At 61.9% G+C, this 22,664-nt stretch carries 24 protein-coding genes and 1 riboswitch; of the genes, 11 read left to right on the plus strand and 13 right to left on the minus strand.

Annotated features, from left to right (window positions below):
• Positions 1–4: 4 nt before the first annotated feature.
• From ACWF6P_RS01815 to ACWF6P_RS01830, 4 genes are all read right to left on the minus strand, one after another.
• Positions 5–967 (minus strand): ABC transporter permease, encoded by a 963-nt coding sequence (locus ACWF6P_RS01815; RefSeq protein WP_452619753.1) that lies wholly within the window; start codon positions 965–967, stop codon positions 5–7.
• Entirely contained in the window at positions 948–2,552 is a 1,605-nt protein-coding gene (locus ACWF6P_RS01820) for an ABC transporter substrate-binding protein (RefSeq protein ID WP_452619754.1), read from the minus strand. Before ACWF6P_RS01820 ends, ACWF6P_RS01815 begins: the two co-directional genes overlap by 20 nt.
• Positions 2,553–2,622: 70 nt before the next feature.
• Positions 2,623–2,736: riboswitch (SAM riboswitch) on the minus strand.
• 183 nt (positions 2,737–2,919) lie between these two features.
• Positions 2,920–3,699, minus strand: coding sequence for an SDR family NAD(P)-dependent oxidoreductase (locus ACWF6P_RS01825; protein ID WP_378536353.1), 780 nt, complete (start codon positions 3,697–3,699; stop codon positions 2,920–2,922).
• On the minus strand, positions 3,696–4,640 hold the full coding sequence (locus ACWF6P_RS01830; RefSeq protein ID WP_452619755.1) for a hypothetical protein: 945 nt from the start codon (positions 4,638–4,640) through the stop codon (positions 3,696–3,698). The genes ACWF6P_RS01825 and ACWF6P_RS01830 overlap by 4 nt, the downstream gene beginning before the upstream one ends.
• A gap of 51 nt (positions 4,641–4,691) precedes the next feature.
• Between ACWF6P_RS01830 and ACWF6P_RS01835 the strand changes: the two genes are divergently transcribed.
• Positions 4,692–5,318, plus strand: a complete 627-nt coding sequence (locus ACWF6P_RS01835; RefSeq protein WP_283305739.1) for a TetR/AcrR family transcriptional regulator — start codon at positions 4,692–4,694, stop codon at positions 5,316–5,318.
• 6 nt (positions 5,319–5,324) lie between these two features.
• Here the strand turns inward: ACWF6P_RS01835 and ACWF6P_RS01840 are convergent, their stop codons facing one another.
• The 3 genes from ACWF6P_RS01840 to ACWF6P_RS01850 all read right to left on the minus strand — a co-directional run bounded on the left by ACWF6P_RS01840 (position 5,325) and on the right by ACWF6P_RS01850 (position 7,660).
• Complete coding sequence (locus ACWF6P_RS01840) at positions 5,325–5,765, minus strand: PAS domain S-box protein (protein ID WP_003943598.1); 441 nt, start codon at positions 5,763–5,765, stop codon at positions 5,325–5,327.
• A 111-nt stretch (positions 5,766–5,876) separates the two neighbouring features.
• Positions 5,877–6,617 carry an ABC transporter ATP-binding protein gene (locus ACWF6P_RS01845; protein WP_214887181.1) on the minus strand — a complete coding sequence of 247 codons (741 nt, stop codon included), beginning with the start codon at positions 6,615–6,617 and terminating at the stop codon, positions 5,877–5,879.
• Entirely contained in the window at positions 6,614–7,660 is a 1,047-nt protein-coding gene (locus ACWF6P_RS01850) for an ABC transporter permease (RefSeq protein WP_452619756.1), read from the minus strand. The genes ACWF6P_RS01845 and ACWF6P_RS01850 overlap by 4 nt, the downstream gene beginning before the upstream one ends.
• Before the next feature lie 114 nt (positions 7,661–7,774).
• Here ACWF6P_RS01850 and ACWF6P_RS01855 point away from each other — a divergent pair, with 114 nt between their 5' ends.
• Together ACWF6P_RS01855 and ACWF6P_RS01860 are read left to right on the plus strand one after the other, a co-directional pair.
• Positions 7,775–8,977 carry a sensor histidine kinase gene (locus ACWF6P_RS01855; protein ID WP_452619757.1) on the plus strand — a complete coding sequence of 401 codons (1,203 nt, stop codon included), beginning with the start codon at positions 7,775–7,777 and terminating at the stop codon, positions 8,975–8,977.
• Positions 8,974–9,591, plus strand: coding sequence for a response regulator (locus tag ACWF6P_RS01860; protein WP_003943536.1), 618 nt, complete (start codon positions 8,974–8,976; stop codon positions 9,589–9,591). The genes ACWF6P_RS01855 and ACWF6P_RS01860 overlap by 4 nt, the downstream gene beginning before the upstream one ends.
• Positions 9,592–9,651: 60 nt before the next feature.
• Here the strand turns inward: ACWF6P_RS01860 and ACWF6P_RS01865 are convergent, their stop codons facing one another.
• Positions 9,652–10,248, minus strand: coding sequence for a PadR family transcriptional regulator (locus ACWF6P_RS01865; RefSeq protein ID WP_452620430.1), 597 nt, complete (start codon positions 10,246–10,248; stop codon positions 9,652–9,654).
• A 121-nt stretch (positions 10,249–10,369) separates the two neighbouring features.
• On the opposite strand from ACWF6P_RS01865, the gene ACWF6P_RS01870 reads away from it, so the two are divergent.
• From ACWF6P_RS01870 to ACWF6P_RS01900, 7 genes are all read left to right on the plus strand, one after another.
• Positions 10,370–11,503, plus strand: coding sequence for an aromatic ring-hydroxylating dioxygenase subunit alpha (locus ACWF6P_RS01870; RefSeq protein ID WP_452619758.1), 1,134 nt, complete (start codon positions 10,370–10,372; stop codon positions 11,501–11,503).
• A 1-nt stretch (position 11,504) separates the two neighbouring features.
• Complete coding sequence (locus ACWF6P_RS01875) at positions 11,505–12,497, plus strand: PDR/VanB family oxidoreductase (RefSeq protein ID WP_452619759.1); 993 nt, start codon at positions 11,505–11,507, stop codon at positions 12,495–12,497.
• Between the two features lie 16 nt (positions 12,498–12,513).
• On the plus strand, positions 12,514–13,875 hold the full coding sequence (locus tag ACWF6P_RS01880) for an MFS transporter (RefSeq protein WP_452619760.1): 1,362 nt from the start codon (positions 12,514–12,516) through the stop codon (positions 13,873–13,875).
• 110 nt (positions 13,876–13,985) lie between these two features.
• Complete coding sequence (locus ACWF6P_RS01885) at positions 13,986–15,065, plus strand: cupin domain-containing protein (protein ID WP_452619761.1); 1,080 nt, start codon at positions 13,986–13,988, stop codon at positions 15,063–15,065.
• Positions 15,066–15,071: 6 nt separating this feature from the next.
• Positions 15,072–15,896 carry a fumarylacetoacetate hydrolase family protein gene (locus tag ACWF6P_RS01890; protein ID WP_452619762.1) on the plus strand — a complete coding sequence of 275 codons (825 nt, stop codon included), beginning with the start codon at positions 15,072–15,074 and terminating at the stop codon, positions 15,894–15,896.
• A 17-nt stretch (positions 15,897–15,913) separates the two neighbouring features.
• The gene (locus ACWF6P_RS01895; RefSeq protein ID WP_452619763.1) at positions 15,914–16,636 is read left to right on the plus strand and encodes a maleylpyruvate isomerase family mycothiol-dependent enzyme; all 723 of its coding nucleotides are present in this window, start codon (positions 15,914–15,916) and stop codon (positions 16,634–16,636) included.
• Between the two features lie 125 nt (positions 16,637–16,761).
• On the plus strand, positions 16,762–17,577 hold the full coding sequence (locus ACWF6P_RS01900) for a siderophore-interacting protein (RefSeq protein ID WP_283305732.1): 816 nt from the start codon (positions 16,762–16,764) through the stop codon (positions 17,575–17,577).
• Positions 17,578–17,586: 9 nt separating this feature from the next.
• On the opposite strand, the gene ACWF6P_RS01905 is transcribed toward ACWF6P_RS01900, so the two are convergent.
• Together ACWF6P_RS01905 and ACWF6P_RS01910 are read right to left on the minus strand one after the other, a co-directional pair.
• The gene (locus ACWF6P_RS01905; RefSeq protein ID WP_452619764.1) at positions 17,587–17,781 is read right to left on the minus strand and encodes a hypothetical protein; all 195 of its coding nucleotides are present in this window, start codon (positions 17,779–17,781) and stop codon (positions 17,587–17,589) included.
• On the minus strand, positions 17,748–18,056 hold the full coding sequence (locus tag ACWF6P_RS01910; RefSeq protein WP_452619765.1) for a hypothetical protein: 309 nt from the start codon (positions 18,054–18,056) through the stop codon (positions 17,748–17,750). Before ACWF6P_RS01910 ends, ACWF6P_RS01905 begins: the two co-directional genes overlap by 34 nt.
• A gap of 161 nt (positions 18,057–18,217) precedes the next feature.
• Here ACWF6P_RS01910 and ACWF6P_RS01915 point away from each other — a divergent pair, with 161 nt between their 5' ends.
• Positions 18,218–19,174 carry a proline dehydrogenase family protein gene (locus tag ACWF6P_RS01915; RefSeq protein ID WP_452619766.1) on the plus strand — a complete coding sequence of 319 codons (957 nt, stop codon included), beginning with the start codon at positions 18,218–18,220 and terminating at the stop codon, positions 19,172–19,174.
• A gap of 61 nt (positions 19,175–19,235) precedes the next feature.
• Here the strand turns inward: ACWF6P_RS01915 and ACWF6P_RS01920 are convergent, their stop codons facing one another.
• From ACWF6P_RS01920 to ACWF6P_RS01930, 3 genes are all read right to left on the minus strand, one after another.
• A complete protein-coding gene (locus tag ACWF6P_RS01920; protein ID WP_452619767.1) occupies positions 19,236–19,679 on the minus strand; it encodes an SRPBCC family protein in 444 nt (147 codons plus the stop codon).
• A 3-nt stretch (positions 19,680–19,682) separates the two neighbouring features.
• Entirely contained in the window at positions 19,683–21,236 is a 1,554-nt protein-coding gene (locus tag ACWF6P_RS01925) for a succinic semialdehyde dehydrogenase (protein WP_095969378.1), read from the minus strand.
• A gap of 78 nt (positions 21,237–21,314) precedes the next feature.
• Entirely contained in the window at positions 21,315–22,631 is a 1,317-nt protein-coding gene (locus tag ACWF6P_RS01930; RefSeq protein ID WP_452619768.1) for an MFS transporter, read from the minus strand.
• Positions 22,632–22,664: the final 33 nt, after the last annotated feature.

Genomic DNA, 22,664 nt, shown 5'->3' on the forward strand with positions numbered 1-22,664 from the left:
GGAATCAGCCCTTTCGCAGGCGCGGATCGATTACCACGTACAACAGATCGAGAAGCGTGTTGACCACGATGAACACGAGTGCAGAGAGGACAACGATCCCCAACACGACCGGCATGTCCTTCGCTCCGATCGCCTGGAGTGTGACACGTCCCAGACCTGGTCGTGCGAAGACGGTTTCGGTCAGCACGGCACCACCCAGTGTCGCCCCGACGAAATAGGCGGCGAGGGTGGTGGCGGGCAGCAGAGCGTGCCGGAAGACGTGTCTGAGCAGGACCGTGGCACGGGAGGCCCCGCGAGCGCGGGAAGTCACGACAAACGGCTGCGCAAGTGCGTCCTCCACCCCGTCCCGGAGAACTTGCGACAACAAACCGGCGATGGGCAGAGCCAGAGTGATGATCGGCAGAACGAGAGAGATGTCGGTCTTGGCGCTCGAGGCCGGGAACCAGCCGAGGGCGAAAGCGAAGATCCAGAGCAGGAGAATACCGATCCAGAACGTGGGCACCGACACGGACAACAACTCGAACCCCGACGCGACAGTCCGCAGACGCGGTCGGCCGGCAGTCAGTAATGCGAGCGCCGAGGCGATCACGATTGCAAGCACGACGGCAGGTACGGCGAGCGCGACGGTAGGCCAGAGTTGTTCTCCCAGAACCTCCGTCACCGGCCTTTGCAGCTGGTACGAGTTTCCGAGGTCGCCGGTGAACACCCGCTTCAGATAGGTGAGGTACTGGACGACGATCGGCCGGTCCAGTCCATACGAGACGCGAATTGCTTCGCGGTCGCTCGGACGGACCACCGAATCGCCGCCGAGAATGATGTTCACCGGATCACCCTTGATGGTGTGCAGAGCGATGAAGGTGAGAGTGCCCGCGCCCCACACCACCAGAACCGCTGCACCGATCTTGGCGACGATCAGCCGCGACAGGGTTGCCGCGCGTCGACGCTGCTCAGTTGGTGAGGAAAGCATCGTAGAAGAGCGGTGAGGCGTTGGTGGCAAACGAGATTCCGTGAATATTGTTGTTCGTGCCGAGGCGGTACGCCTGGACGTAGACGGGAACGACGTACGCCGAGTCGATGACGTGATGCTGAATCGACGAGTAGATCGCCTCGCGCTCCGGGCCGTTGGGAACGGAAGCGGCCCGGGTGAGATTGGCGTCGAGTTCCGGGTCGACGGCGCGTGCATATGCACCACCGTTCGGCGGTACGTATGCGCTGGAGAAGACGGTGCGGAGGATATCGGGTTCCGGTCGCACGAAGAACAATGCTGCCGCCTCGTAGTCCCCCTTCGCCGCACGATCGGACAGCGTTCCGGTGTCCACGGGCTCGATGACCAAGTCGAATCCCACATCCTTCTTGACCTGATCCTGGAAAGCCTCGAGCAGGGGCGCGTTCTCGGCGAAGTAGCTGGACGAATCGTAGGGGAATCGGATGCTCAGACGTTTACCGTCCTTGGTCCGGTACCCGTCGGAATCGCGTGATGTCCAACCTGCTTCGTCGAGAAGCGAATTCGCCTTGTCGACGTCGTATCCCCAGTCGCCGGCGACGGTAGCGTCGTAGTACGGCGTCTTCGGTCCGAGGATGTTGTCGGCGGGTCGCAACTGGTCGAAGTAGACGCTCTTGACCAGGTCGGTGGAGTTGAGCGAACTCTGGAAAGCCTGTCGCACACGAATATCCGTGAACGGTGCGGCTTGGGTGTTGAGGAAGATGCTGTAGTTGATGCCTGGGTTCTCGTACTTGATCAGACGGAGGTTCGGATCCTTGTCCACTTGCGGCGCATTCGCCGACGGAACGGCCGCGATGGCATCGACCTCTCCGTTCTCCAGAGAGCCGAGGCGCGTGGCGTTTTCGGGCAGGATGCGGAAATTTAACTTCTCCAAATAGGCTGCACCTTGATGTTTGGCGTATCCGGGGCCCCAGTTGTAGTCGTCTCGGCGATTCAACTCGAATCCCACGCCCTTGGTGTAGTTGCCCAAGGTGAAGGCCCCCGACCCGACCAGAGTGGTGCAGTTCGCGTTGTCGGTCGAGCGCAGATGCGTCGGCGACTGAATGCCGAGGAACGGCAGTGAAGCACCCTGCAGGAACGACGGGTACGGCGCGGTGAACGCCACGCTGACTGTATTCGCGTCTACCACCGTAACCGTATCGAGCGGTCCGAGAAGCGATCTGGCGTACGCCGACTTGGTCGCCGGGTTGGAAACACGATCGAAGTTGAATTTCACGGCCTCCGCGTCGACCGGAGTTCCGTCGGAGAACGTGACGCCGTCACGCAGGGTGAAGGTGTACAGCTTCGCGTCCTCGGATTCGGTCCAGGAACTGGCCAACCACGGTGTGAACTCGTTGTTCTCGCCGTGCGCGACGAGGGAATCCACCACGTTTCGTGAGACCAGCGCTGCCACGGAGCTGCCGGTTTGTTGCGGATCGACGCAATCGACGTCGGAGTTGAGACCGAACGTGGACGTGCCGCCTGAGACCGGCGTCGCATTCTCGTCGAACGGCGTGCTGTCTGCCTTGGACGAGCAGGAGGTCAACAGTATCGCGAAGGTAACCGCCACAGCTCCGGTCGCACCAACGCGTCGATGAACACGAGTCAAGGTATTCGCTCTCTACAAAGGGCTCTTTCAAAGCCAGCGCTGACCGAACGGGGGTGCCCGTCGGCCTGGTCGTCATCCGGGGCACCCCGTCGCGTCGAAGGGTTGCCGACCAGCGAGCCGGAGCTTGTCACTGATTCTCATGACCGATTGGAATTCTAAGGCGACGCATAAGAGTAAACACGGATTAAACTCAGCGTGAGTGAGAGAGCTGTTCCATGCTCGCGCCAAATCTCCGATATGTCACCAATTTTGGCTTGCCCACCACTGAACCCGTCAATTACCCGCGACTGGTCGTCGATCTGGTTCGGTCGTCACGGAACGGCCAGGTTCAGAGCGATTGGCCCGGCAGCGGAAGGATCCCGAGATTGGCATCGAGGCCCCCGTCGACGACGAGTGTCGTGCCGGTGATGTAACTCGCCGCGGGGGACGAGAGGAACCAGATCGCCTCTGCCTGTTCCACAGGTTCAGCGAAGCGGCCCAGAGGGATTCGTCGCTCGATAGCGGAAAGCACCGCCGGATCGGAGGTAACGTTCGCGGTGATACCGGTCCGGGTCAGACCGGGCGCGAGGGCGTTGATCCGAACGCCGACGCCGGCGTAGTCGATTGCGAAGGCGCGCACCAGATTCACGAGTGCGCCCTTGGTGGCGTTGTATGCCCAGTTGCCTGGATCGCCCCGCAGGCCGGCGACGGAGGCCGTGAAAACGGCAGAACCCTTGCTTGCGCGCAGGGCCGGAATCGCGGCCCGTAGTCCGTGGATGGGACCCCGAAGGTTGACGCCGATGATGCGGTCGGCATTCTCGACGGCATCGGGAGACTCCAGCGGAGGTGTGCCTCCGGTCCCGGCGTTGAAGACGGCAGCGTCGAGTCGGCCGAAACGTTCGAGTGCGGTATCGACGGCCGCCTTGTTGACCTGCTCCTCGGTGACGCTACCGACCACCGTGACGACGCCGTCGAGTCGATTCAGAGATTCCAGTCCGCGTTCGGAGACATCGACGGCCACAACTGCATGCCCGCGTGAGACGAACAGTTCGACGGTGGCCCTACCGATTCCCGAGGCGGCTCCGGTGACCAGAGCGACCCGACGTGTGTCGGCGGACGATGTATTCATGGTGCGCCCTTCTGCAGGTGGAATGGACCGGGAACAGCCGCTTGCAACGACTCTGCCGTCTCCACCGAGTGATACCACGTCGGCTTCGAGATCGTTCGGTCTCGAATCAATTGCACGGCGCGCGCGGCGATAGCTGCCGTCGCTGCCGACTGGCTCCGCCCCGAAACCCACAGCGCCGGACCGGTGTCCGTTCGGGCCATCGCGACCCAACGATCAGAGCCCCACAGCTTCTTCGGTACTATCTTCCGGAGCGCGGGTACCCACGTCATGACAGCGAGCCCGAGCGTCGCAGCGGTCGTGTCCAATCGCAGGTACGTCCTGACCGGCACACCGAGGTCGCGCGTCAACGCATGCTGGTCCGAAAAATCGGCCCGCACAGCAGGACCGGTGCGGTACCCGGTCGCGTCGGCCGGCATTCGAAACGTCTTCATCCCGGAATAGTTCCGGATCGATCGACCGTCTGGGTCCGGAAACCTGGTGCCCAACATCCCGTAGGTCCACGCCGTCGCTGCTGGCCCGTGTAGTTCTCCGCCGCCAAGTCCGATCACGATGTCCACTGGCCCGTCGCCGAGTCGGTGCGCCGCTGCTGCGAGGACGCTGGTCAACCCCGGCGCCAAGCCGACGCCGATCAGAACGGGTCCGTCGACCGCTTCCAATTCTTCGCAGTAGCTCGAGGTCGCCGTGATGTCGACGAATGCCGCCCCGCCGCGTACCGCTTCGTCGGCCAGGCGAACGTCCTCGAAACCCGACGCGTTCACCACGACATCGAAGTCTCGAACCACAGTCGAATACGCGCCTGGTTCTTTAAGATCAACGACGACGTCCGCGCGGGCAGGATCACGGCCGGCGGAGTACGCGGAGATTTCGGGGACCTTCGCGAGTTGTTTCATCAGGGGAATCCCGACGGCACCGTAGCCACCAAGTACAAGAACCTTCGTCATTTTTTCGCCTCCCGAGTAGCTAGAGTTCGACTCTAGAGTTAGACTCTAATCATGACTGAGGTTCTTCGGGAAGATACGTCGGCGCGGCGCAAGATCATCGAGGCAGCGCGCGAAGTTTTTGTCGATCCCGGCTACGCGGCCGCCACGATCAAGCAGCTTGCCGCGGCGGCGGGCGTGTCGGTGCAGAGTGTCTATTTCGTGTTCGGCAACAAGCCGAGCGTGCTGTCAGCACTGCTCGACGTGGCTGTGGCGGGCGATGAGGAAAAGACGGCAACTCTGGACCGACCGTGGGTGGCGGCGGCACTCGGCGCCCCACATCCCCTCGGGCAACTCCGGATTCAGGTTCACCACGGGCGGCTGATTCTGGAGCGCACCGCGGACATCCTGTTGGCACTACGCGCCGCTGCTTCCGCGGACGACGATGCCGCCCGCTTGTGGCAAATCAACCGCACGCAGCGACGCACGGTGCAGGAACATCTGATGGTCGGCATCGTCGAAAAGGCGCCGACCGTCGACCTCGAGACAGCCGTGAACGTGGCACTGACACTGCTCAGCCCCGAGACGTACACAGACCTCGTGGTCGGCGCGGGTTGGACCGGGCAACAGTACGAAGAATGGGTGGTCAACACCCTTGCTGCAACCCTCGGCCTGGACCGAACCGTCAAATCCAGGAAGTAACTCGAACTACTTGGTGGGCTTGTCGTCGATGTGCCGTGGGTTGTTCCACAGGCGCTCCGTCAGATCGTGGAGGACGGCAAGGGTGATCGTGTCGTCGTCACGGCGAAGCAGCGACTGGCTGACCGTCGCCCGCACCAAAGTGCTGTCCGAGTGCACGAACTCCTTGACCGAGCCCGGTTCGGAACTCAGTTCACGATGGGCCTGCTCGGCACTGACGTCGTCGGCATCCTTGTCGTAAAGAATGTCCTGCAAACGCAACGCCGAGACGGCCTTCTTGGGGTATCCCAGCATGTCAGCGAAGGACGGATTGGCAAAAACGATGCTGCCGTCGCGGTGAACGGCCATGACCGGCACCGGAAGCCTGTCGAGGAGAATCAGGGCAGGCATCTGCTCCAGATCCGCAATCGGCGATTGTGGCGGCTGCGCAACGTTGCGGCGGCGTTCCATAACACGTCCTCTCAAGTTGCCCGAGTCGACAACAGTCTAACTGCCCAGCAAATCGCGGGTTGACTTCCCGCCCGGATGCAGTGACGAATGCCCGAATCGTGCCCGCCTGAGTTACGCCGCGAGCGCCTCCTGGTCCTCCGCCAAGGAACCGTCAACAACACGATAGACAGTATCCATCCGAGACAGGTGACTTCGGTCGTGTGTCACGAGAAGGGTTGCCGCCTCGTGTTCCCGCACCACCCCGATGATCAGATCCATGACGGCAGCACCGCGCTCCTGATCGAGCGCGCTGGTGGGCTCGTCGACCACCAGAAGCTGCGGATCGTTCATCAATGCCCGCGCGAGATTGACCCGCTGCCGCTGCCCGCCCGACAGCTGGGACGGCCGTTTTCCGCTCTGATCCGCCAGTCCGACAGCGTCCAGCAAATCCATCGCTTTTGATTTCACGGCCTTGCGACGGGCCCGCGACGTGAACACGGACTGCCCCAGATGCGCCATCACCTCGAGCTGCTCCAGTGCCGTCAACGACGACACCAGGTTGGACTGCTGGAAGACGATCCCGATCGACGAGCGTCGCAGCTCCGACGCAGCCCGCCGACTCAGCGCGGCAATGTCGGTGCTGCCCTCCGGCGTCCGGAGGTAGACGTGCCCGGAATCCGGACGGATCAGGGTCGACGCCACCGCCAACAGGCTGGACTTACCCGAACCCGAGGGCCCGGTGATCGCGGCGATCTCGCCGCGGTGCAGCCGCAGGGACACGTCGTCCAACGCTGTCACCCGCGATTGCCCGTCGGGAAACGTCAGGTCGACGTTCTGGATGTCGAGAACTGTGGTGCCGGTAGTCATGGTCATCGTGCGCTCCCCAATGCTGTGAGTGGATCGGTGGTCGAGAGGAATCGAAGTGCAAAGGCCGCGCCGAGCAGACCGAGTCCGATCAATGCCACGGCAGGTACGACGGTCGTAGATGCGTCCAGGACAAACGGCATGGCGTCACCGATCAGCGAACCGGCCACCGCTGTCAGCCCGATCCCGACGGTGACTCCGGCGATCAACACGATGAGTGCCTGACCCAATGCGTCGCGCACCAGAGAACCGGTAGTCGCGCCGAGTGCTTTCAGCGTCGCGATGTCCGGGGTTCGCTGGATCGTCCACACCGTGAAGAACGCACCGATCACCAGGGCCGAGATCGCGAACAACATGAGCGTCATCAACGTCAACGACCCGTTCTCCGACTTGTACGAACCGATCGCGTCGAGCGAACCGCTGACCGTCGTCGACGTCGTCGCGGCCGACTTGTCAGTTGCGGAAGCGTCAGAGGCTCCGCTCACAGCCAGCACTGTCGCGACTCCGCCGCGCGGATTGGCCGCCTGCCAGTCGTCAAGCGTCATCCAGACGACGGGTGAATGGCTGTACCAGTCGTCACCGCGAACGGCGCTGACGGTGAACTGCTGCGTACCGACGCTCACCTGATCGCCGGCGCTCGCCGCCAGATCGCGGGCGGCACCTTCGCTCAGCACCACCGTGCCTGGCGCTGACGGCGTCACGTCCCCGAAACCGCCGTCAGCACCGAACAGGGCGACCGACTTCTGATTTCCGCCGGCCAATCCTGCTTTCCCGCGGCCGATTCCAACGGGATCGACGTCCTTCGAGGTCGAGGTCCAGGCGTTGACCTGGTCCTGCGTGAGCGCCGATTCGTCGAACGACGCACCCGCGCCGGTGTCGGCGAACACCACCGTGTCGGCATTCATGGCCTCGATGGCGGACACGTTCTGATGGCGAAGTCCCGCAGTCAATCCGCTGAGAAAACTGACCAGAAGTGCAACCAACAGAACCACCACGGAGATCAACGCGAATCGACCTCGCGCTGCCCGTAAGTCCCTCATTGCGACAAACACTGTGAATTCCTTTCCTGTGCTTGCCTCTACGCTCCCGCGGATGCAGACTCTTTCCATCGCACCTCGGATCGACATTCCAGCGCTCGAAAGAACCATCCCGGTTTACAACTTTTGATGGATGATCCGAGGGCGAACCTCGCTAAGCTGGGCGAGATGCACAGATCTCCGCTCACGCCTGTCTTCGCCGGCCTACAACTGGGCCTGCATGTCCTTGTCATGGCGTTGGCCGGTGTCGTGTTTCTCCGAGCGCTGATCGACGAATCCGACCTGACCGCAACCATCACCGCACTGTCCGTGATCTTTGTCGCCGTCTATCTGTTCGGGGTCGCCAAAAGGTTGCGCGGCAACGCTGCCCGCTGGTGGCTGGCCATCCTGACCCTCGTCTGGATCGCGACGATGGCGGTATCCGCCGACGCCGCCTACCTCGCGTTCGGACTCTTCTTCCTCTATCTCCATCTTCTGCGACGCCCCTGGAGCCTTCTCGCCGTCACCGCGGCAACGGCTGTCGCCGTGATCGGCACCGGCCTGCATCGTGGATGGACGATTGCCGGCGCCGTCGGTCCGATCATCGGCGCCGCCGTAGCCGTTGCAATCGGCCTCGGATATCAAGCGCTGTACCGCGAGGCAGCCGAGCGCGGACGTCTCATCGACGAATTGATGAATACCCGTGAAGAATTGGCGTCGACGTCCCGCGATGCCGGAAAATTCGCGGAACGTGAAAGACTCGCCGCCGAGATCCACGACACCGTGGCCCAGGGACTTTCGAGCATTCAGATGCTCCTTCACGCTGCCGAACGCGCCGATCCGGACAGCCCGGCCATCCGGCAGATCAGCCTCGCACGGGAAACTGCCGCGGACAGTCTTGCCGAAACCCGCCAACTCATAGCCGAATTGACACCCGCGGCCCTCGACGGTCAGTCGCTCGCCGACGCGCTTCGTCGAATCTGCGAACGCGCGAGCAGCCCGGAACTGGAAGCGCGCTCCGTGGTCGAAGGCGAGGCAGTCCGGCTGCCGATGCCCCTCGAAGCAACATTGGTGCGCATCGCTCAGGGTGCGGTGTCCAATGTTCTCCGCCATGCGGATGCAACCAGAATGGCTGTGACACTGACGTATTCCGACGATACCGTCAGCCTCGACGTGGTCGACAACGGTCGCGGCTTCGACGTGGCAGTTCTCGAACGTGGGCCGGCGGAATCTTTTGGTCTCAATGCAATTCGCCGACGCGTCGAACTGCAGGGCGGGACTTTCTCCATCGAGTCCGAGCCGGGACACACGGCCGTCGCAGTGACGTTTCCCCTCGAAGTAGGTGAACAGTGATCCGCCTGCTGCTCGCCGACGATCACGCGATCGTGCGCGCCGGGTTACGAGCGCTGCTCGAAAGCGAAGCCGACATCGAGGTAGTCGGCGAAGCGGGCACCGCCGAGGAAGCCATAGCCTTCTGCGCCACCACGCCGGTCGACCTCGTGCTGATGGACCTGCGATTCGGCCCCGGGAAGACGGGCGTCGACGCCACCCGCGCGGTGTGCGCGTTGCCGAATCCGCCGCACGTACTCGTCGTGACCAACTACGACACGGACGCGGATATCTTGAGCGCCGTCGAGGCAGGGGCCAGCGGATACCTGCTCAAGGACACACCACCGGTCGAGTTGCTGTCGGCCGTCCGCGCCGCTGCGAGCGGGGACAGCGTTCTCTCCCCCGCGATCGCGTCGAAGCTCATGACCCGCGTACGTAAGCCCGAAACAAGCCTCAGCCCAAGGGAAATCGAAGTTCTGAAGCTAGTGGCGGCGGGTCGGTCCAACCGAGAGATCGGCAAAGAACTGTTCCTCAGCGAGACCACGGTCAAATCGCATCTGGTCCACATCTTCGGCAAGTTGGGAGTGAAGTCGAGGACGTCGGCCGTCGCCCGTGCGCGGGAGTTGGGTTCGATCTGACGTTTTGCCCGAAATGTCGAAAGTCGCTGAACAGCAGTCTATTTTGCGCATTTCAGCGTCTCATTGAACTTCTGTCGAACCTGACATCTCGTCGATCAGGTCCAAACCTTTCAAAGCCCAGTCGATTTCTGCCTGGGCCAGGGATATCATCCCTTCGTACGCAAAGGCTTTGAATGCCACGATGCGCTCGTGCTCATCCGATGAATATTTCTCGATTCTCTTGATCATCGTCGCGTTGGTTCGATCGAGGACACTCCCGAGGATGACCTTCCACTGAGCGAGCTGGGCAGTGTGATACTCGATGTGATGTCGGAGGTGCGCTCGGGCCTGATCACTGTCGGTCCACTCGAAATAGGCCGCCTGGAGATGGTGCACGTTGCGCGCGGGCGCGTACTCGATGGGTGTGCGCATCCATTCGCGAAACGCTTCGATGCCCTCGTCAGTGATCGAATACTGCTTCTTCGTACTCTTCGGACCCCAGGGCACGAGCTTGCCCTCAACCAATCCGTGCTGCTCCATACGCCGCAATTCAGGGTAGATCTGCGAGTCCGGCGCGTGCCAGACATGCCCGACAGACCCACTGAACCGCTTTGCCGCGTCGTAACCGGTCAGCGGTTCTGCCGTCAGCAGCGCCAGCAATGCGTACCGAAGGCTCATCCCCTCACTGCCACCCTCTCCGAAATCGCTGTTGCCAAACACTACATCGAGAGATAACGTGGCGCCGGTCACTCACTAACTATGTCGATAGTTAGTTTGTCGAGTTCGGGAGACACACACAATGAACAATTTCGGACCTACTGGGACAACCGCCAAAGTCAGGGCCTATCCGCTCAACACCTGGTACGCGGCAGCCTGGGCCCACGAGGTCACCAGCGGCGAGATCCTCGCACGCAATGTCGCCGGAAAGCCCCTCGCCCTCTACCGCACCACAACCGGACGACCGGTCGGTGTCGCGAACGCCTGCTGGCATCGCCTGGCGCCACTCTCCATGGGCAAGCTCGTCGGAAGCGACGAGATCCAATGCCCCTACCACGGCCTTCGCTTCAATTCCGCCGGTCGATGCACCTTTATGCCAGCACAGAAGACGATCAACCCCAGCGCCATGATCACCTCGTACCCCGTCGTCGAGCGTCACCGCTTCATCTGGGTGTGGACCGGTGACCCCTTGCTCGCAGACCCCAGCACCATTCCCGACATGTTCCAAATGGACTCCCCGGAATGGGCCGGCGACGGGGGGACAATCGAGGTCGACGCCAACTACCAGCTGATCATCGACAATCTCATGGATCTCACCCATGAGGAATTCGTACACACTTCGAGCATCGGACAGAACGAACTCAGCGAATCCGACTTCGAAGTCACGCACGACGATCGAACCGTCACCATGACTCGTTGGATGCATAATGTCGACGCCCCGCCGTTTCTGCTTCAGAACATGCGCGACAAGTTCCCCGGCTTCGAGGGCAAGGTCGATCGATGGCAGATCATCGAGTACCAAGCACCGAGCACGATCCGCATCGATGTCGGAGTTGCCAAAGCAGGTACCGGCGCACCCGAAGGAGATCGCAGCCAGGGCATCAACGGCTTCGTCATGAACACCATCACCCCCGCCAGCGAAAGAACCGCACACTATTTCTGGGCGTTCATGCGTAACTGGAGTTTGGACAGTCACGTGATCACCGTCAGAACTCGTGACGGCGTCGCACACGTCTTCGGCGAAGACGAAGACATGCTCGCCGCGCAACAGAAAGCAATCGACACCAACCCGGATTACGAGTTCTACAGCCTGAACATTGATGCCGGAGGCATGTGGACGCGTCGGCTGATTGAGCGGATGCTCGAAGCAGAACAACAGCTCGCCCTCAGCAATGATTCTGAAAAAACCAATGCCACAACGGAATCGGTGATCTAACATGAGGGGATACACCGAATCCTGGCGTGTGGGGCAGGTCGAAAGAGTCGACGACGCCGCTCATGGAATCCGAAGGATCGTCATTTCGACCGATCACGCCATTCGTGCCGAACCCGGATCTCACCTGGACGTCCGCATCGGCGCCGACCGCATTCGCTCGTACTCGATCGTGGAATGTGCAAATGGTGGAAGCACTTTCACTCTGGGCGTTCACCTATCCGCGACTTCACGTGGAGGTTCGAGATACATGCACAGCCTCCAAAGCGGAGACGAAATCCAGATCAACGGGCCCCTCCAGAATTTTCCGCTGCGGATCGGCGCGCAGAAATATGTACTCCTTGCGGGTGGGATCGGAATCACAGCTCTCGTGGCAATGGCGGCAACACTGGCTCGGCAAGGCGCCGACTACACCTTGATCTACCTGGGGCGACGACGGGAAGTCATGGCCTTTCTGCCGGAATTGACTGCTGCACATGGCGAACGCCTTCGACTCCAGATCGACGACGAAGGAACCCCGGTCGACGTCAAAACGCTGGTATCCGAATTGGCTGATTGCGACGACGCGCATGATACCGAGCTCTACATGTGCGGTCCGATCAGTCTGATGGACGCCGTGCAGCAGGCTTGGCGCAACGAACACTTACCGGCGGCGAATCTGCGCTACGAAACCTTCGGGAACAGCGGCCGATATCCCTCCGAGGAATTCGTCGTGCGAATCCCGCGCCTCGGCGCCGAGACCACAGTGCGCAGAAACGAATCCGTCCTAGACGCACTCGAGCGCAGCGGCGTCGAGGTCATGTACGACTGCCGTAAAGGCGAGTGCGGCCTGTGCCGGGTCAATGTCATCGACCTCGACGGTGAAATCGACCACCGCGATGTTTTTCTCGACGAGGAACAAAAGTGCGAGTCGCGTCGAATGTGCGTCTGCGTCTCACGCGTTGTCCGCCGATCATCCTCTCTCCCAATCGGTGTGCTCACTCTCGACCTCCCCTGACACAGAAAGCAGACAGATGAACTTACGTGAACGAATCGACGAATCTCCGATGGCGCCATATCAGTGGCTGATCGTCGGCCTGTGTGTCCTTCTCAATATGATCGACGGCTACGACGTTATGGCTCTCGCATTCACCGCCAAGAGTATCGGCGCTGAATTCGGTTTGAGCGCATCTCAGATCGGGCTTTTGTTGAGCAGCGGTCTGGTAGGAATGGCGGTGGGAGCTCTCGTCCTGTCCCCTCTGGCGGACAAGCTCGGACGTCGACCCATGGTTCTCACCTCAGTCGCACTCTCGACCGTCGGCATGGCCCTCTCCGCGACCGCCATTTCCGCCACCCAGTTGGGTATGTATCGATTCCTCACCGGACTTGGAGTAGGCGGAATCCTAGCCTGTGCAAACGTGATTGCCAGCGAATTCTCTTCGCGTAAGCGCCGAGGACTCGCCATTGCCGTCTACACCTCCGGCTACGGAATCGGTGCCACGCTGGGCGGCCTCGTCGCAGTTTTTCTGCAATCCGAACACGGTTGGCGGTCCGTCTTCGTCTTCGGCGCCGTCATCACCGGGTTCGCACTCCTTACAATGGTATTTCTTCTACCCGAGTCCGTAGACTTCTTGTACTCACGCCGAGACCGCGTCTCCCTCGATCGCATCAACCGCATCGCATTGCGCATGAAATACGAACCAATTGACAACCTGCCCGTCATCACAACTGATGCACCGAAACCTGCCGGCCGAATCTCTGACCTGTTCACCGGCGAAAACGCGCGCGCAACACTCCTACTGTGGACTGCCTTCTTCTCAGTTCTCTTCGGTACTTTCTTCGTGACGAGCTGGACGCCGAGTCTCCTCGAAACCGCAGGCCTCACAAAGCAACAGAGCACCACGGCCGGCATGATGCTCACCCTGGGCGGTACTGTGGGCGCCCTCGCCTTCGGCGTGGCCGCGAGCCGCTGGTCCGCCAGAATCCTGCTCATCGTGTTCACAGTGCTTTCTTCCGTCGCGATGGCGGTGTTCATCGTCGCCACGACCTTCCTCCCCCTCGCATTTGCAGTAGGCATCATCCTCGGAGGACTGTCGTACGGGTGCATCGCTGGGCTGTACACCCTTGGCCCTACCCTCTACCCGACACAAATTCGCGGTACCGGCGTCGGGTGGGCTATCGGTATCGGCCGCGTCGGTGCAATCCTCGCTCCGCTCGCTGCGGGCAAACTTCTGGATGCCGGCTGGAGTGCATCGAGTCTGTATGCGGCCGTCGGAGGTGTCGTACTACTCGGGGCGGTAGCCCTTGCCTTCATTCGCCCGCCCGTTCATTCCGAGGAGAACATCGCCTCGGGAGCGACCGTTGGTGGAACGGGTGTCGGACCGGTCGCTCACTGATATCTGCTCCTCGCCTTCGGCACCCCTCCCGATCCGGCGGAGCGTCAACCTCTCACTCGCACTGGTACACCCGACGGTGTTCCCGCGTCCAGACGACAAGGATCCCTCCAATGCACACTTCTGATGCTGAACCAGTCGATAATCCCGACCTGTATCAGCTCTACAAAGACTTCGAATCCGAGCACCTGGAACCGCTGTGGACCCAGCTTGGCAGTTTGATGCCGATCAGGCCGAGACCTAAAGCCGTTCCGTACGTGTGGAAATGGGCAACTCTGCATCCCTTGGCGCAGCGCGCGGGCAACCTGGTGCCGGTAGGGCGCGGCGGAGAACGGCGGGCGATCGCCCTCGCGAATCCGGGCCTGCCCGGCGTTCCGTACATCTCACCGACACTGTGGGCGGCGATTCAGTATCTTGGACCGAGGGAAACAGCACCCGAACATCGACACGCCCAGAATGCCTTTCGCTTCGTCGTCGAAGGCGAGGGGGTGTGGACGACCGTCAACGGCGACCCGGTTGCCATGCGCCGGGGGGACTTCTTGCTCACTCCCGGATGGCACTTCCACGGCCACCACAACGACACTGATGGTCCCATGGCTTGGATTGACGGACTCGACATTCCATTGGTGCATTACACGGACGCCGGATTTTTCGAGTTCGGATCCGACGGAGTCACCGACGAGTCCACCCCGGAGATATCACGTTCGGAACGATTGTGGGCTCATCCAGGTCTCAGGCCTTTGGTGGGTCTGGACGCCAAAACTTCCTCACCGATAGCAGCCTATCGGTGGGAGCATACCGACGCGGCGCTACGCGAGCAGTTGGCACTCGAAGACGAGGGATATGCAGCGACCACCGAGCCCGGGCATGCTGCGATCCGCTTCACGAATCCGACGACCGGTGGTGACGTGCTTCCGACCATTCGGGCCGAGTTCCACCGACTCCGTGCCGGCTCCCACACGCGCGCGAGACGCGACGTCGGATCCGCCGTCTTCCAAGTATTCGACGGCTCGGGCCGCGTGCATCTCGAGGACCAGGTGCACGCGCTCTCCAAGGGCGACCTCTTCGTGGTCCCGTCATGGACACAATGGTTAATCGAAGCCGACAGCCAGTTCGACCTGTTTGCATTCTCCGATGCGCCCGTCATCGAACGTCTAAACCTCGATCGCACCCAATTCTCCGAAGGAGCATGAAAACTCGTGAAGCTCGCCACTATTCGTCTCGGCGGTGGCACCGTCGCCGCGCGCGTCGACAGCGCCACCTCCGCCACCATTGTGGACGGTTACGCGGACCTGTCCGCGCTGCTATCCGACTCGGACTGGAAGAACATCGCTCAGAACGCATCCGGCAGAATTCTCGACCTCGACGACAGCACCGACTATTCCCCCGTGCTCCCGCGTCCCGGCAAAATCGTCTGCGTAGGCCTCAACTATGCGACCCATATCAAGGAGATGGGCCGCGAGTTGCCTCGATACCCGACGTTGTTCGCCAAGTTTGCCGAAGCACTCACCGGCCCGTACGACGACGTCATCGTTCCTGAATACGCAGCCGCGCAGCTCGATTGGGAAGCCGAGCTTGCCTTCGCAATCGGGAAACGTGCCTACCAGGTCACTGAAAACGATGCGAACGAATACATCGCCGGCTACTCGGTGATCAACGACTACACCATGCGCGACTACCAATACCGCACGCTGCAGTGGGACCAGGGCAAGACCTTTCAGAGCACCAGTGGATTCGGACCCCACTTGGTCACGGACTATGTACTGGGTTCTCGCATCGAAACTCGTCTCGACGGCGAGGTCATGCAGTCCGCGACGACCGACGATCTAGTCTTCACCCCGGCAAAGCTGGTGGAGTACATCTCGCACATCGTTACCCTGCAACCAGGCGACGTCATCATTACAGGGACGTCCGGTGGTGTCGGACACGCGCGTAAACCCGAGCGGTACATCCAGGACGGGCAGACTGTCGAGGTCACAGTCGACGGACTCGGATCTGTGAAAAACAAGACGATCGTCAAGTAGAACAGTCAAGTAGAACAATGGAAAACTTTCACGAACTGTCACTACCTGAGCAATTGTCGATAGCTCGACGCGGCACGGCGTACTTCGCGCAACGATTAGCTGCACTCACCGACAGTCAACTGTCCGCACCGTCGATATTGAACAGTTGGTCTCGTCGACACCTGCTCGCTCACGTCGGATACAACGCGGCGGCCTTGTGCCGACTGCTGGACTGGGCGGCCACCGGAGACGAGACCCCGATGTACGAATCCACCGCCCAGCGCGGTCGAGAGATCAAGGAAGGCGCAACACTCAGCGCTGCAGCGCTGCGAAATCTGTTCGACCACACAGTCGCTCGACTCGACGAGAAGTGGCGCCATCTCCCCGATTCTGCCTGGAATGCGCAAGTGCGCACCGCTCGAGGACGATTGGTACCGGTGTCGGAGACTGTATGGATGCGCAGCCGTGAAGTGTGGGTCCACGCTGTCGACCTCGGTAACGGCGGTCGGTTCGGCGATTTCCCGCAGGTCGTCCTCGACTCCCTCCTGACCGATATCGTCGGAACGTGGCGTCACAATGGCCTAGGTTGTGAGCTCGACTTAGCTGTGGACGGATCTTCGACCATTTCCGTGCAAACGGATTCGGCCCCACGGACTACTGTTGTCGGCCCGTTACCGGCCGTGGTGAGGTGGGCGGCCGGCCGTGGAGCTGTCGGATTAGGGAGCGTGGAAGCCCTCGGGACTCCTCCACCTTGGTTGTGAACGACACAGGCCGTTCATGGCTTTCCGACCTCGTCTTTGTCGGAAAGCAGTGTTCGATCTACCGGTGTCCGTCTTGCGACAGCATCTGTCTCCACTTCGACACGCAGGACCCATAGGGTCGAGGCATGTCTTTCTGTGAACCCGCCCGCGTTGTCACCGTCACGTCTCTGACCCCGCACATGCGGCGAATCAGCATCGAGGCAGAAGGCGACTGGCACTGGCCGACCGGCGGACAGGGCGACGAGCGCATCGACCTCGCGTTCCCGAAACCCGGTGAAACAGAAGCAGAATACGACTACTTCAACAATCCCGACTACGGCAAGGCCGACCTCGGAACCGAGCCACCGTGGCGGCATTACACCGTGCGCAAGGTGCACGACGGCGGCCGACGTCTGGACATCGACTTCGTCGTGCACCCTGGCGGTATTGCAGCAGATTGGGCCCTGCGGGCCGAACCAGGTCACCTACTCGGCGTCTTCTGGTCGGACAGTTCTCGTTCCCATTACCAAGCTCCGGCGGGTCCTCGCTGGCAGCTGCTGGTCGCAGACGCCACGGGTCTCCCCGGACTGGGCAGGATTGTCGAAGAACTTCGTGAAGGCGATGTCGCACAAGCGATCATCGAGGTCGAAACCGAAGAGGATCGACAGGAACTTGTCACTCGCGGCGATGTCACGTACACGTGGCTCGTGGGGAGTGGCCTCGGAAAGGCGCCGAGCGCGCTCTTCGAAGCTGTGGAGAAGGTCGAGTTTCCCGAATCCGAAACGGCCGACGTCTACGCGTGGGTGGCGTGCGAAAGCGCAACCAGCCGTCGTATTCGTAAGCATCTGAGGGAAGTTCGAGGAATTGCTCGCGACAAGCACAATGTTGTCGGGTACTGGCGAGAGGGCGCCGACGGCCACGTTTCCGGCATGAACAGCGAGGAAGTCACCGTCGGCGCCTGAGCGCCGTGATCACTCTGCCGGCAGTGTGTCGGTAGATTCTGCGGCTGTAGCTTCTGCGTCAGTCGGTTGTACATCGGCCGGCTTTTCCGCCAGCATCTCGAACAGTGCTCGGCGTGCCTCGGCAAGGATTGCCTCTGCCTTGGCTACCTGCTCAGCGGTCCCACCTGCGGCTACCGCGACGGCGGCACCTCGGAGTAGACCCATCGCGGGGCGGAGAGTTGCGCCGGCTTCACCGAAGTGAGAGCGGCCGTGTCCGCGCTGGTCGGTTCGACCGAATCCACGCTGGTCGGGCCGGCCGAATCCGCGCTGGTCGGGCCGGCCGAATCCGCGCTGGTCGGGCCGGCCGAATCCACGCTGACCGCCGCGGCTGCGTCGGCCTTCGGGGCGTCCTTCTTCTCGGTCTTCGAAGCGACCCTCGGGTCGCTCTCCCTCGAATCCTCGACGGAAACCGTGTCCACGATGCGGGCCTCGGCGGCCATGCTCGCGACGTTCTTGCATTTCTGGGTTGTTGTGTGGGGCGTACATGTTGTCCTCCTGGACTGTCTGTGTTTGTTTGACGTATCGACGATATATCGACAATAGATCGAACGCAAGGGTCCGGAGATTAATTCCCGCACCCTCGTCCGGATACGCTGAAGCCGTGAACACGGATCTACAAGCCCAGGCCGCGGACGTCCTTCGCCGCCTCGCACTCGACGAATCCCTGAAAGAACGCACCATGGCGGACGCTGCGACGGCAGCACTCGCACGGAAGGTCGCCGCTCGCTACATCGGCGGCGAAACCATCGACGACGCTTTCGACCGCCTCCCCTCGATCTTCGCGCGAGGACACAAGGCGAGCATCGAATACACCGGGGAAAGCGTCCGGGATCCCGAACTCGCGAACGCCGAAACCGATGTGTTCGTGGAATTGGCGGAACGGATCGGAACATCGGGCGTGGACAGCACCGTGTCGTTCGACCTCTCGCACATCGGCTTGGTGATCGATCCGGAGCAGTGCTTTCGCAATGTCGTGCGCCTGGCCGAGACCACGGAACGCGCCGGTGCTGAGCTGATCATCTCCGCCGAAGCGTCCGACCGCACCGCCCTGGTCCTCGATATGCACGCGCGACTGGCCGAGCGGTTCACTCACGTGGGGATCACCGTTCAGGCCCGACTGCACCGCACCGCAAAGGATCTCGCCGCGCTGCTCGACCGACCCGGCCGCATCCGGCTCGTGAAGGGCGCCTTCCTCGAATCCGAATCCGTCGCCTACCCGCGCGGTAGTGCCGAACTGCGCGACGCGTATCTCGACTACGCAGCCCGGATCGTCGACTCGGGTCACCAGGTTTCCATCGCGACGCATGACCGCGACATCCTCGAAGCGTTACGCGCCGAGCATGATTCGAAGCTCAGAGGCGAGCACGTCGAGTTCGAGATGCTGCTCGGCCTCGGCACCGAGCAGCTGGACGCCCTCCGAGCAGCGGGCTTCACCACACGCGAATACGTCATCTTCGGAACACAGTGGTGGCTGTACGTACTCAATCGCATCGCCGAAGAACCGGAGCGTGTCTACACCGCGCTCATCGACGCTGCGCTCATCAGCACTGCAAACTAGATCTCCAACAACAGGAGTGGGGCCGCACTCGAATCGAGTGCAGCCCCACTTGTGTCAGTTTCTAGCTCTCCAGAAACGCCTTGATGCGCGCCAGAGTGGTTTCCATTCCGGTTTGCATCAGCTGATCTCGACCCCGACCGAGCAGGCCGCTACCCGACATCATGCGCACGTAAAGCGCAGGCGTCGCGTAGATCTCACGAGTCTCGGTGAGCACAGTGCCCGTTCCCGAAGGCTCGAGCACATAGGTCCACCGCGCTTTCGGCTCGTCCGATTCGAAGGAGAACGTCCGGCAGTCGACGACGTCGACCACCGTGCAGTGCGTGCTCCAGCGAATCAGACCATGCTTGTTGGTGCCCTTGAACTTTGCACCCACAGTGCCCGGAGTTCCGGAAGTCCACGTGCCGCCGGTGTTTTCAGGACTGAAGCGACCCATACCCTCGATGTCGCTGACAACCTTCCACACCGATACCGGCGTTGCCTCGATGTAGGCGCTGGCGGTTTCCACCCGTTACCGGCCCGGAACCCAGGACATGATCTTGATGGCGTGAGGCATGAGCTTCGCCCACACCTTGGCCGGAAGTCCGCGCGGTCCACCGAGATTCATGACGCGAGTGGTGGCAACGGTCTGCGGTTCGGTGTACTTGATCAGACCCTCGGCGCCGTGACGACGACCGACGCCCGAGACACCCATGCCGCCCATCGGTGCAGCGGTGCTGCCCCAGGTGGGAGCGTAACCCTCGTCGACGTTGACGGTGCCGGCGTGAATGCGCGCTGCGATGGCTTCACCGGCAGCCTTACTTCCCGCCCACACACTGGCGTTGAGGCCGTATTCGGTGTCGTTGGCCTGAGCGATGGCCTCTTCGACGTCCTTGACCGGGTAAATCGAGACGAGCGGCCCGAAGGTTTCGTCGCGGTAGCACTCGGCGTCCTCGGGAACCCCGGTGAGCAGGGTGGGCTCGTAGAACAGCGGTCCGATGTCCGGGCGGGCCTTGCCGCCGGCAATGACGGTGGCGCCCTTGACGACTGCGTCGTCGACATGAGCGGAGATTGCCTTGACCTGTGCCTCGGAGACGAGGCTGCCCATCTCGATTCCGAATTCGTAACCGGCGGCGAGGTTCATCTTCTTGACGCGATCACCGAACATGCGGATGAACTCGGGTGCGATGGACTCTTCGACGTAGATGCGCTCGATGGAGATGCACAGCTGACCGGAGTTGGAGAAGCACGCACGTACAGCGGCGTCGGTGACCTCGCGCAGGTCTGCGCCGGCGGCGACGATCATCGGGTTCTTGCCACCGAGTTCGGCGGAGAAGCCGATCAGTCGACGGCCGGCCTGCTCGGCGAGGAGCTGACCGGTCGCGGTGGAGCCGGTGAACATGAGGTAGTCGGTGTTCTCGACCAGCGCGGTGCCGACGACGGAGCCCGGTCCGGGAACCACGGCGAAAAGGTCGCGGGGCAGGCCCGCCTTGTAGAGCAGTTCGACGCAGGCGAGCGCGCAGTACGGCGTCTGGCTGTCCGGCTTGAGGACAACGGCGTTACCGGCGAGCAGCGCGGCGATGGCGTCGGACACGGCCAGCGTCATCGGGTAGTTCCACGGCGAGATGACGCCGACGACACCCTTGGGCTGGTAGCGGACGACGGTCTTCGTCAGGCCCGGGAGCATGCCGGAGACGCGACGCGGACGCAGCAGCTTCGGCGCCACGCGTGCGTAGTGACGCGACGTCATCGAGATGTCGAGGACTTCTTCCTGAGCTGCGGTACGCGACTTTCCGGTCTCGGCCTGAGCCATGTCCATGAGTGCGTCGCGGTTCTCGAGGATGAGGTCGCGGTAGCGGTGGAAGACGGCAGCGCGATCGAGGACTGAGCGCTTGGCCCATTCCTTCTGGGCGACGCGCGCACGGGCGATGGCCGCAAGTGCGTCGTCGGCGGTGCCGACGGGGATGGTCGCCAGCTCTTTGCCGGTGAACACCTCGGTGATGGACTTCGTCGGGCGATCGGCAACATTGTCGATGGCGATCAGATCGGCGAGCCGCGAGAAGGTCGCAGCGGACGGAGCAGGCATTTCAGTACCCCTACTGGTGAGTAGTTCTTGGAGTTACACACAACTTACCCCGTCGGTGGTACCGATCACAGTGCCGAATCAGACAGAGTCAACCAATACTGCCTCTTTCGGACGTTTTGCGATCAACAACGACATGACTGCAGCGATCGCACACAGCGCGCCGGCCACGAAGAACGCGGCGTCGTACGAGCCGATCTGGTCGCGAACGAGACCGGCCAAGAAGGCCACCAGACCCGCACCGATCTGATGGGATGCCAGCACCCAACCGAACACGATGGGAGCGTCGGCGCCGAAGTGCTGACGGCACAGAGCGACGGTCGGCGGAACCGTCGCCACCCAATCGAGCCCGTAGAAGATGACAAACGCGATCATCGGCGGATTCACGGTGTTGGCGAGCAGCAAGGGCAGAAAGAGCAGCGAGATTCCGCGGAACAGGTAGTAGATGCCAAGAAGTTTTCGCGAGTCCATCCGGTCGGTGAACCAACCCGAAGCGATGGTGCCGACCATGTCGAGGATTCCGATCAATGCCAACAGTGACGCGGCCGTGGTGATCGGCATTCCGTGATCGTGCGACGCCGGAACGAAGTGCGTTCCGATCAGGCCGTTGGTGCTTGCGCCGCAGATCGCGAAGGTACCGGCGAGAAGCCAGAACACCTTGGTCTTCGACGCCATGACCAGCACCGAGATCGCGCGGGCTCCGGCACCCCCGCGCTGGTAAACAGGCTTGGCCGGTGGGGTGTAATCGGCGGGCGCGCCGTAGGGCGTCGCACCCACGTCGGACGGATAGTTGCGCAGGAACAGCAGAACGAACGGCACGACGGCCAGTGCGGCGAACGAGACAGTGAATGCGACGCTCTTCCAGTCGTAGGTTTCGGCGATCTTCGCAAGGACGGGCAGGAACACCAGCTGACCGGCCGCACCACCGGCGGTGAGGATGCCGGTCACAAGTCCGCGCTTCTCGACGAACCACCGATCGACGATGGTGGCAACAAACGCGAGCGCCATCGAACCCGTACCGAGGCCGACAAAGACGCCCCACAGCAGGATGAGCTGCCAACTCGAGGTCATGAATATCGTGAGACCACTGCCGAGTGAGATGAGCGCCAATGCCGAGGTGACGACCGCCCGGATACCGAACCTCTCCATCAAGGCAGCGGCGAACGGCGAGGTCAGCCCGTACAGAATCAGGTTGACCGAGACTGCGGCGGAGATGCTGGCGCGCGACCAACCGAAATCCTCGTGCAGCGGATCGATCAGCACCGAAGGGGCGGCGCGGAAGCTCGCTGCACCGACCAATGCCAGGAACGCCACGATCGCGACGGACCAGGCGCGGTGAAAGCGCGGCTGGCTCACCTGCTGTGGGCCTGATTCGGGGAGAGCGGTCTCAGAAGTCACAGAGAGAATTCTGCAGTTCGGATTCGATCGAGA

The organism is Rhodococcus sp. NPDC055024 (assembly GCF_053608585.1).

Excerpts from the sequence above, each read along its gene's own strand:
- ACWF6P_RS01825 (WP_378536353.1), bottom strand. The coding sequence starts at position 3,699 with ATGAATACATCGTCCGCCGACACACGTCGGGTCGCTCTGGTCACCGGA.
- ACWF6P_RS01905 (WP_452619764.1), bottom strand. The coding sequence starts at position 17,781 with ATGGGTCTACTCCGAGGTGCCGCCGTCGCGGTAGCCGCAGGTGGGACC.
- ACWF6P_RS01835 (WP_283305739.1), top strand. The coding sequence starts at position 4,692 with ATGACTGAGGTTCTTCGGGAAGATACGTCGGCGCGGCGCAAGATCATC.
- ACWF6P_RS01845 (WP_214887181.1), bottom strand. The coding sequence starts at position 6,617 with ATGACCATGACTACCGGCACCACAGTTCTCGACATCCAGAACGTCGAC.
- ACWF6P_RS01885 (WP_452619761.1), top strand. The coding sequence starts at position 13,986 with ATGCACACTTCTGATGCTGAACCAGTCGATAATCCCGACCTGTATCAG.
- ACWF6P_RS01815 (WP_452619753.1), bottom strand. The coding sequence starts at position 967 with ATGCTTTCCTCACCAACTGAGCAGCGTCGACGCGCGGCAACCCTGTCG.
- ACWF6P_RS01875 (WP_452619759.1), top strand. The coding sequence starts at position 11,505 with ATGAGGGGATACACCGAATCCTGGCGTGTGGGGCAGGTCGAAAGAGTC.
- ACWF6P_RS01855 (WP_452619757.1), top strand. The coding sequence starts at position 7,775 with ATGGATGATCCGAGGGCGAACCTCGCTAAGCTGGGCGAGATGCACAGA.
- ACWF6P_RS01895 (WP_452619763.1), top strand. The coding sequence starts at position 15,914 with ATGGAAAACTTTCACGAACTGTCACTACCTGAGCAATTGTCGATAGCT.
- ACWF6P_RS01865 (WP_452620430.1), bottom strand. The coding sequence starts at position 10,248 with ATGAGCCTTCGGTACGCATTGCTGGCGCTGCTGACGGCAGAACCGCTG.
- ACWF6P_RS01900 (WP_283305732.1), top strand. The coding sequence starts at position 16,762 with ATGTCTTTCTGTGAACCCGCCCGCGTTGTCACCGTCACGTCTCTGACC.
- ACWF6P_RS01840 (WP_003943598.1), bottom strand. The coding sequence starts at position 5,765 with ATGGAACGCCGCCGCAACGTTGCGCAGCCGCCACAATCGCCGATTGCG.
- ACWF6P_RS01910 (WP_452619765.1), bottom strand. The coding sequence starts at position 18,056 with ATGGCCGCCGAGGCCCGCATCGTGGACACGGTTTCCGTCGAGGATTCG.
- ACWF6P_RS01830 (WP_452619755.1), bottom strand. The coding sequence starts at position 4,640 with ATGACGAAGGTTCTTGTACTTGGTGGCTACGGTGCCGTCGGGATTCCC.
- ACWF6P_RS01880 (WP_452619760.1), top strand. The coding sequence starts at position 12,514 with ATGAACTTACGTGAACGAATCGACGAATCTCCGATGGCGCCATATCAG.
- ACWF6P_RS01925 (WP_095969378.1), bottom strand. The coding sequence starts at position 21,236 with ATGCCTGCTCCGTCCGCTGCGACCTTCTCGCGGCTCGCCGATCTGATC.
- ACWF6P_RS01870 (WP_452619758.1), top strand. The coding sequence starts at position 10,370 with ATGAACAATTTCGGACCTACTGGGACAACCGCCAAAGTCAGGGCCTAT.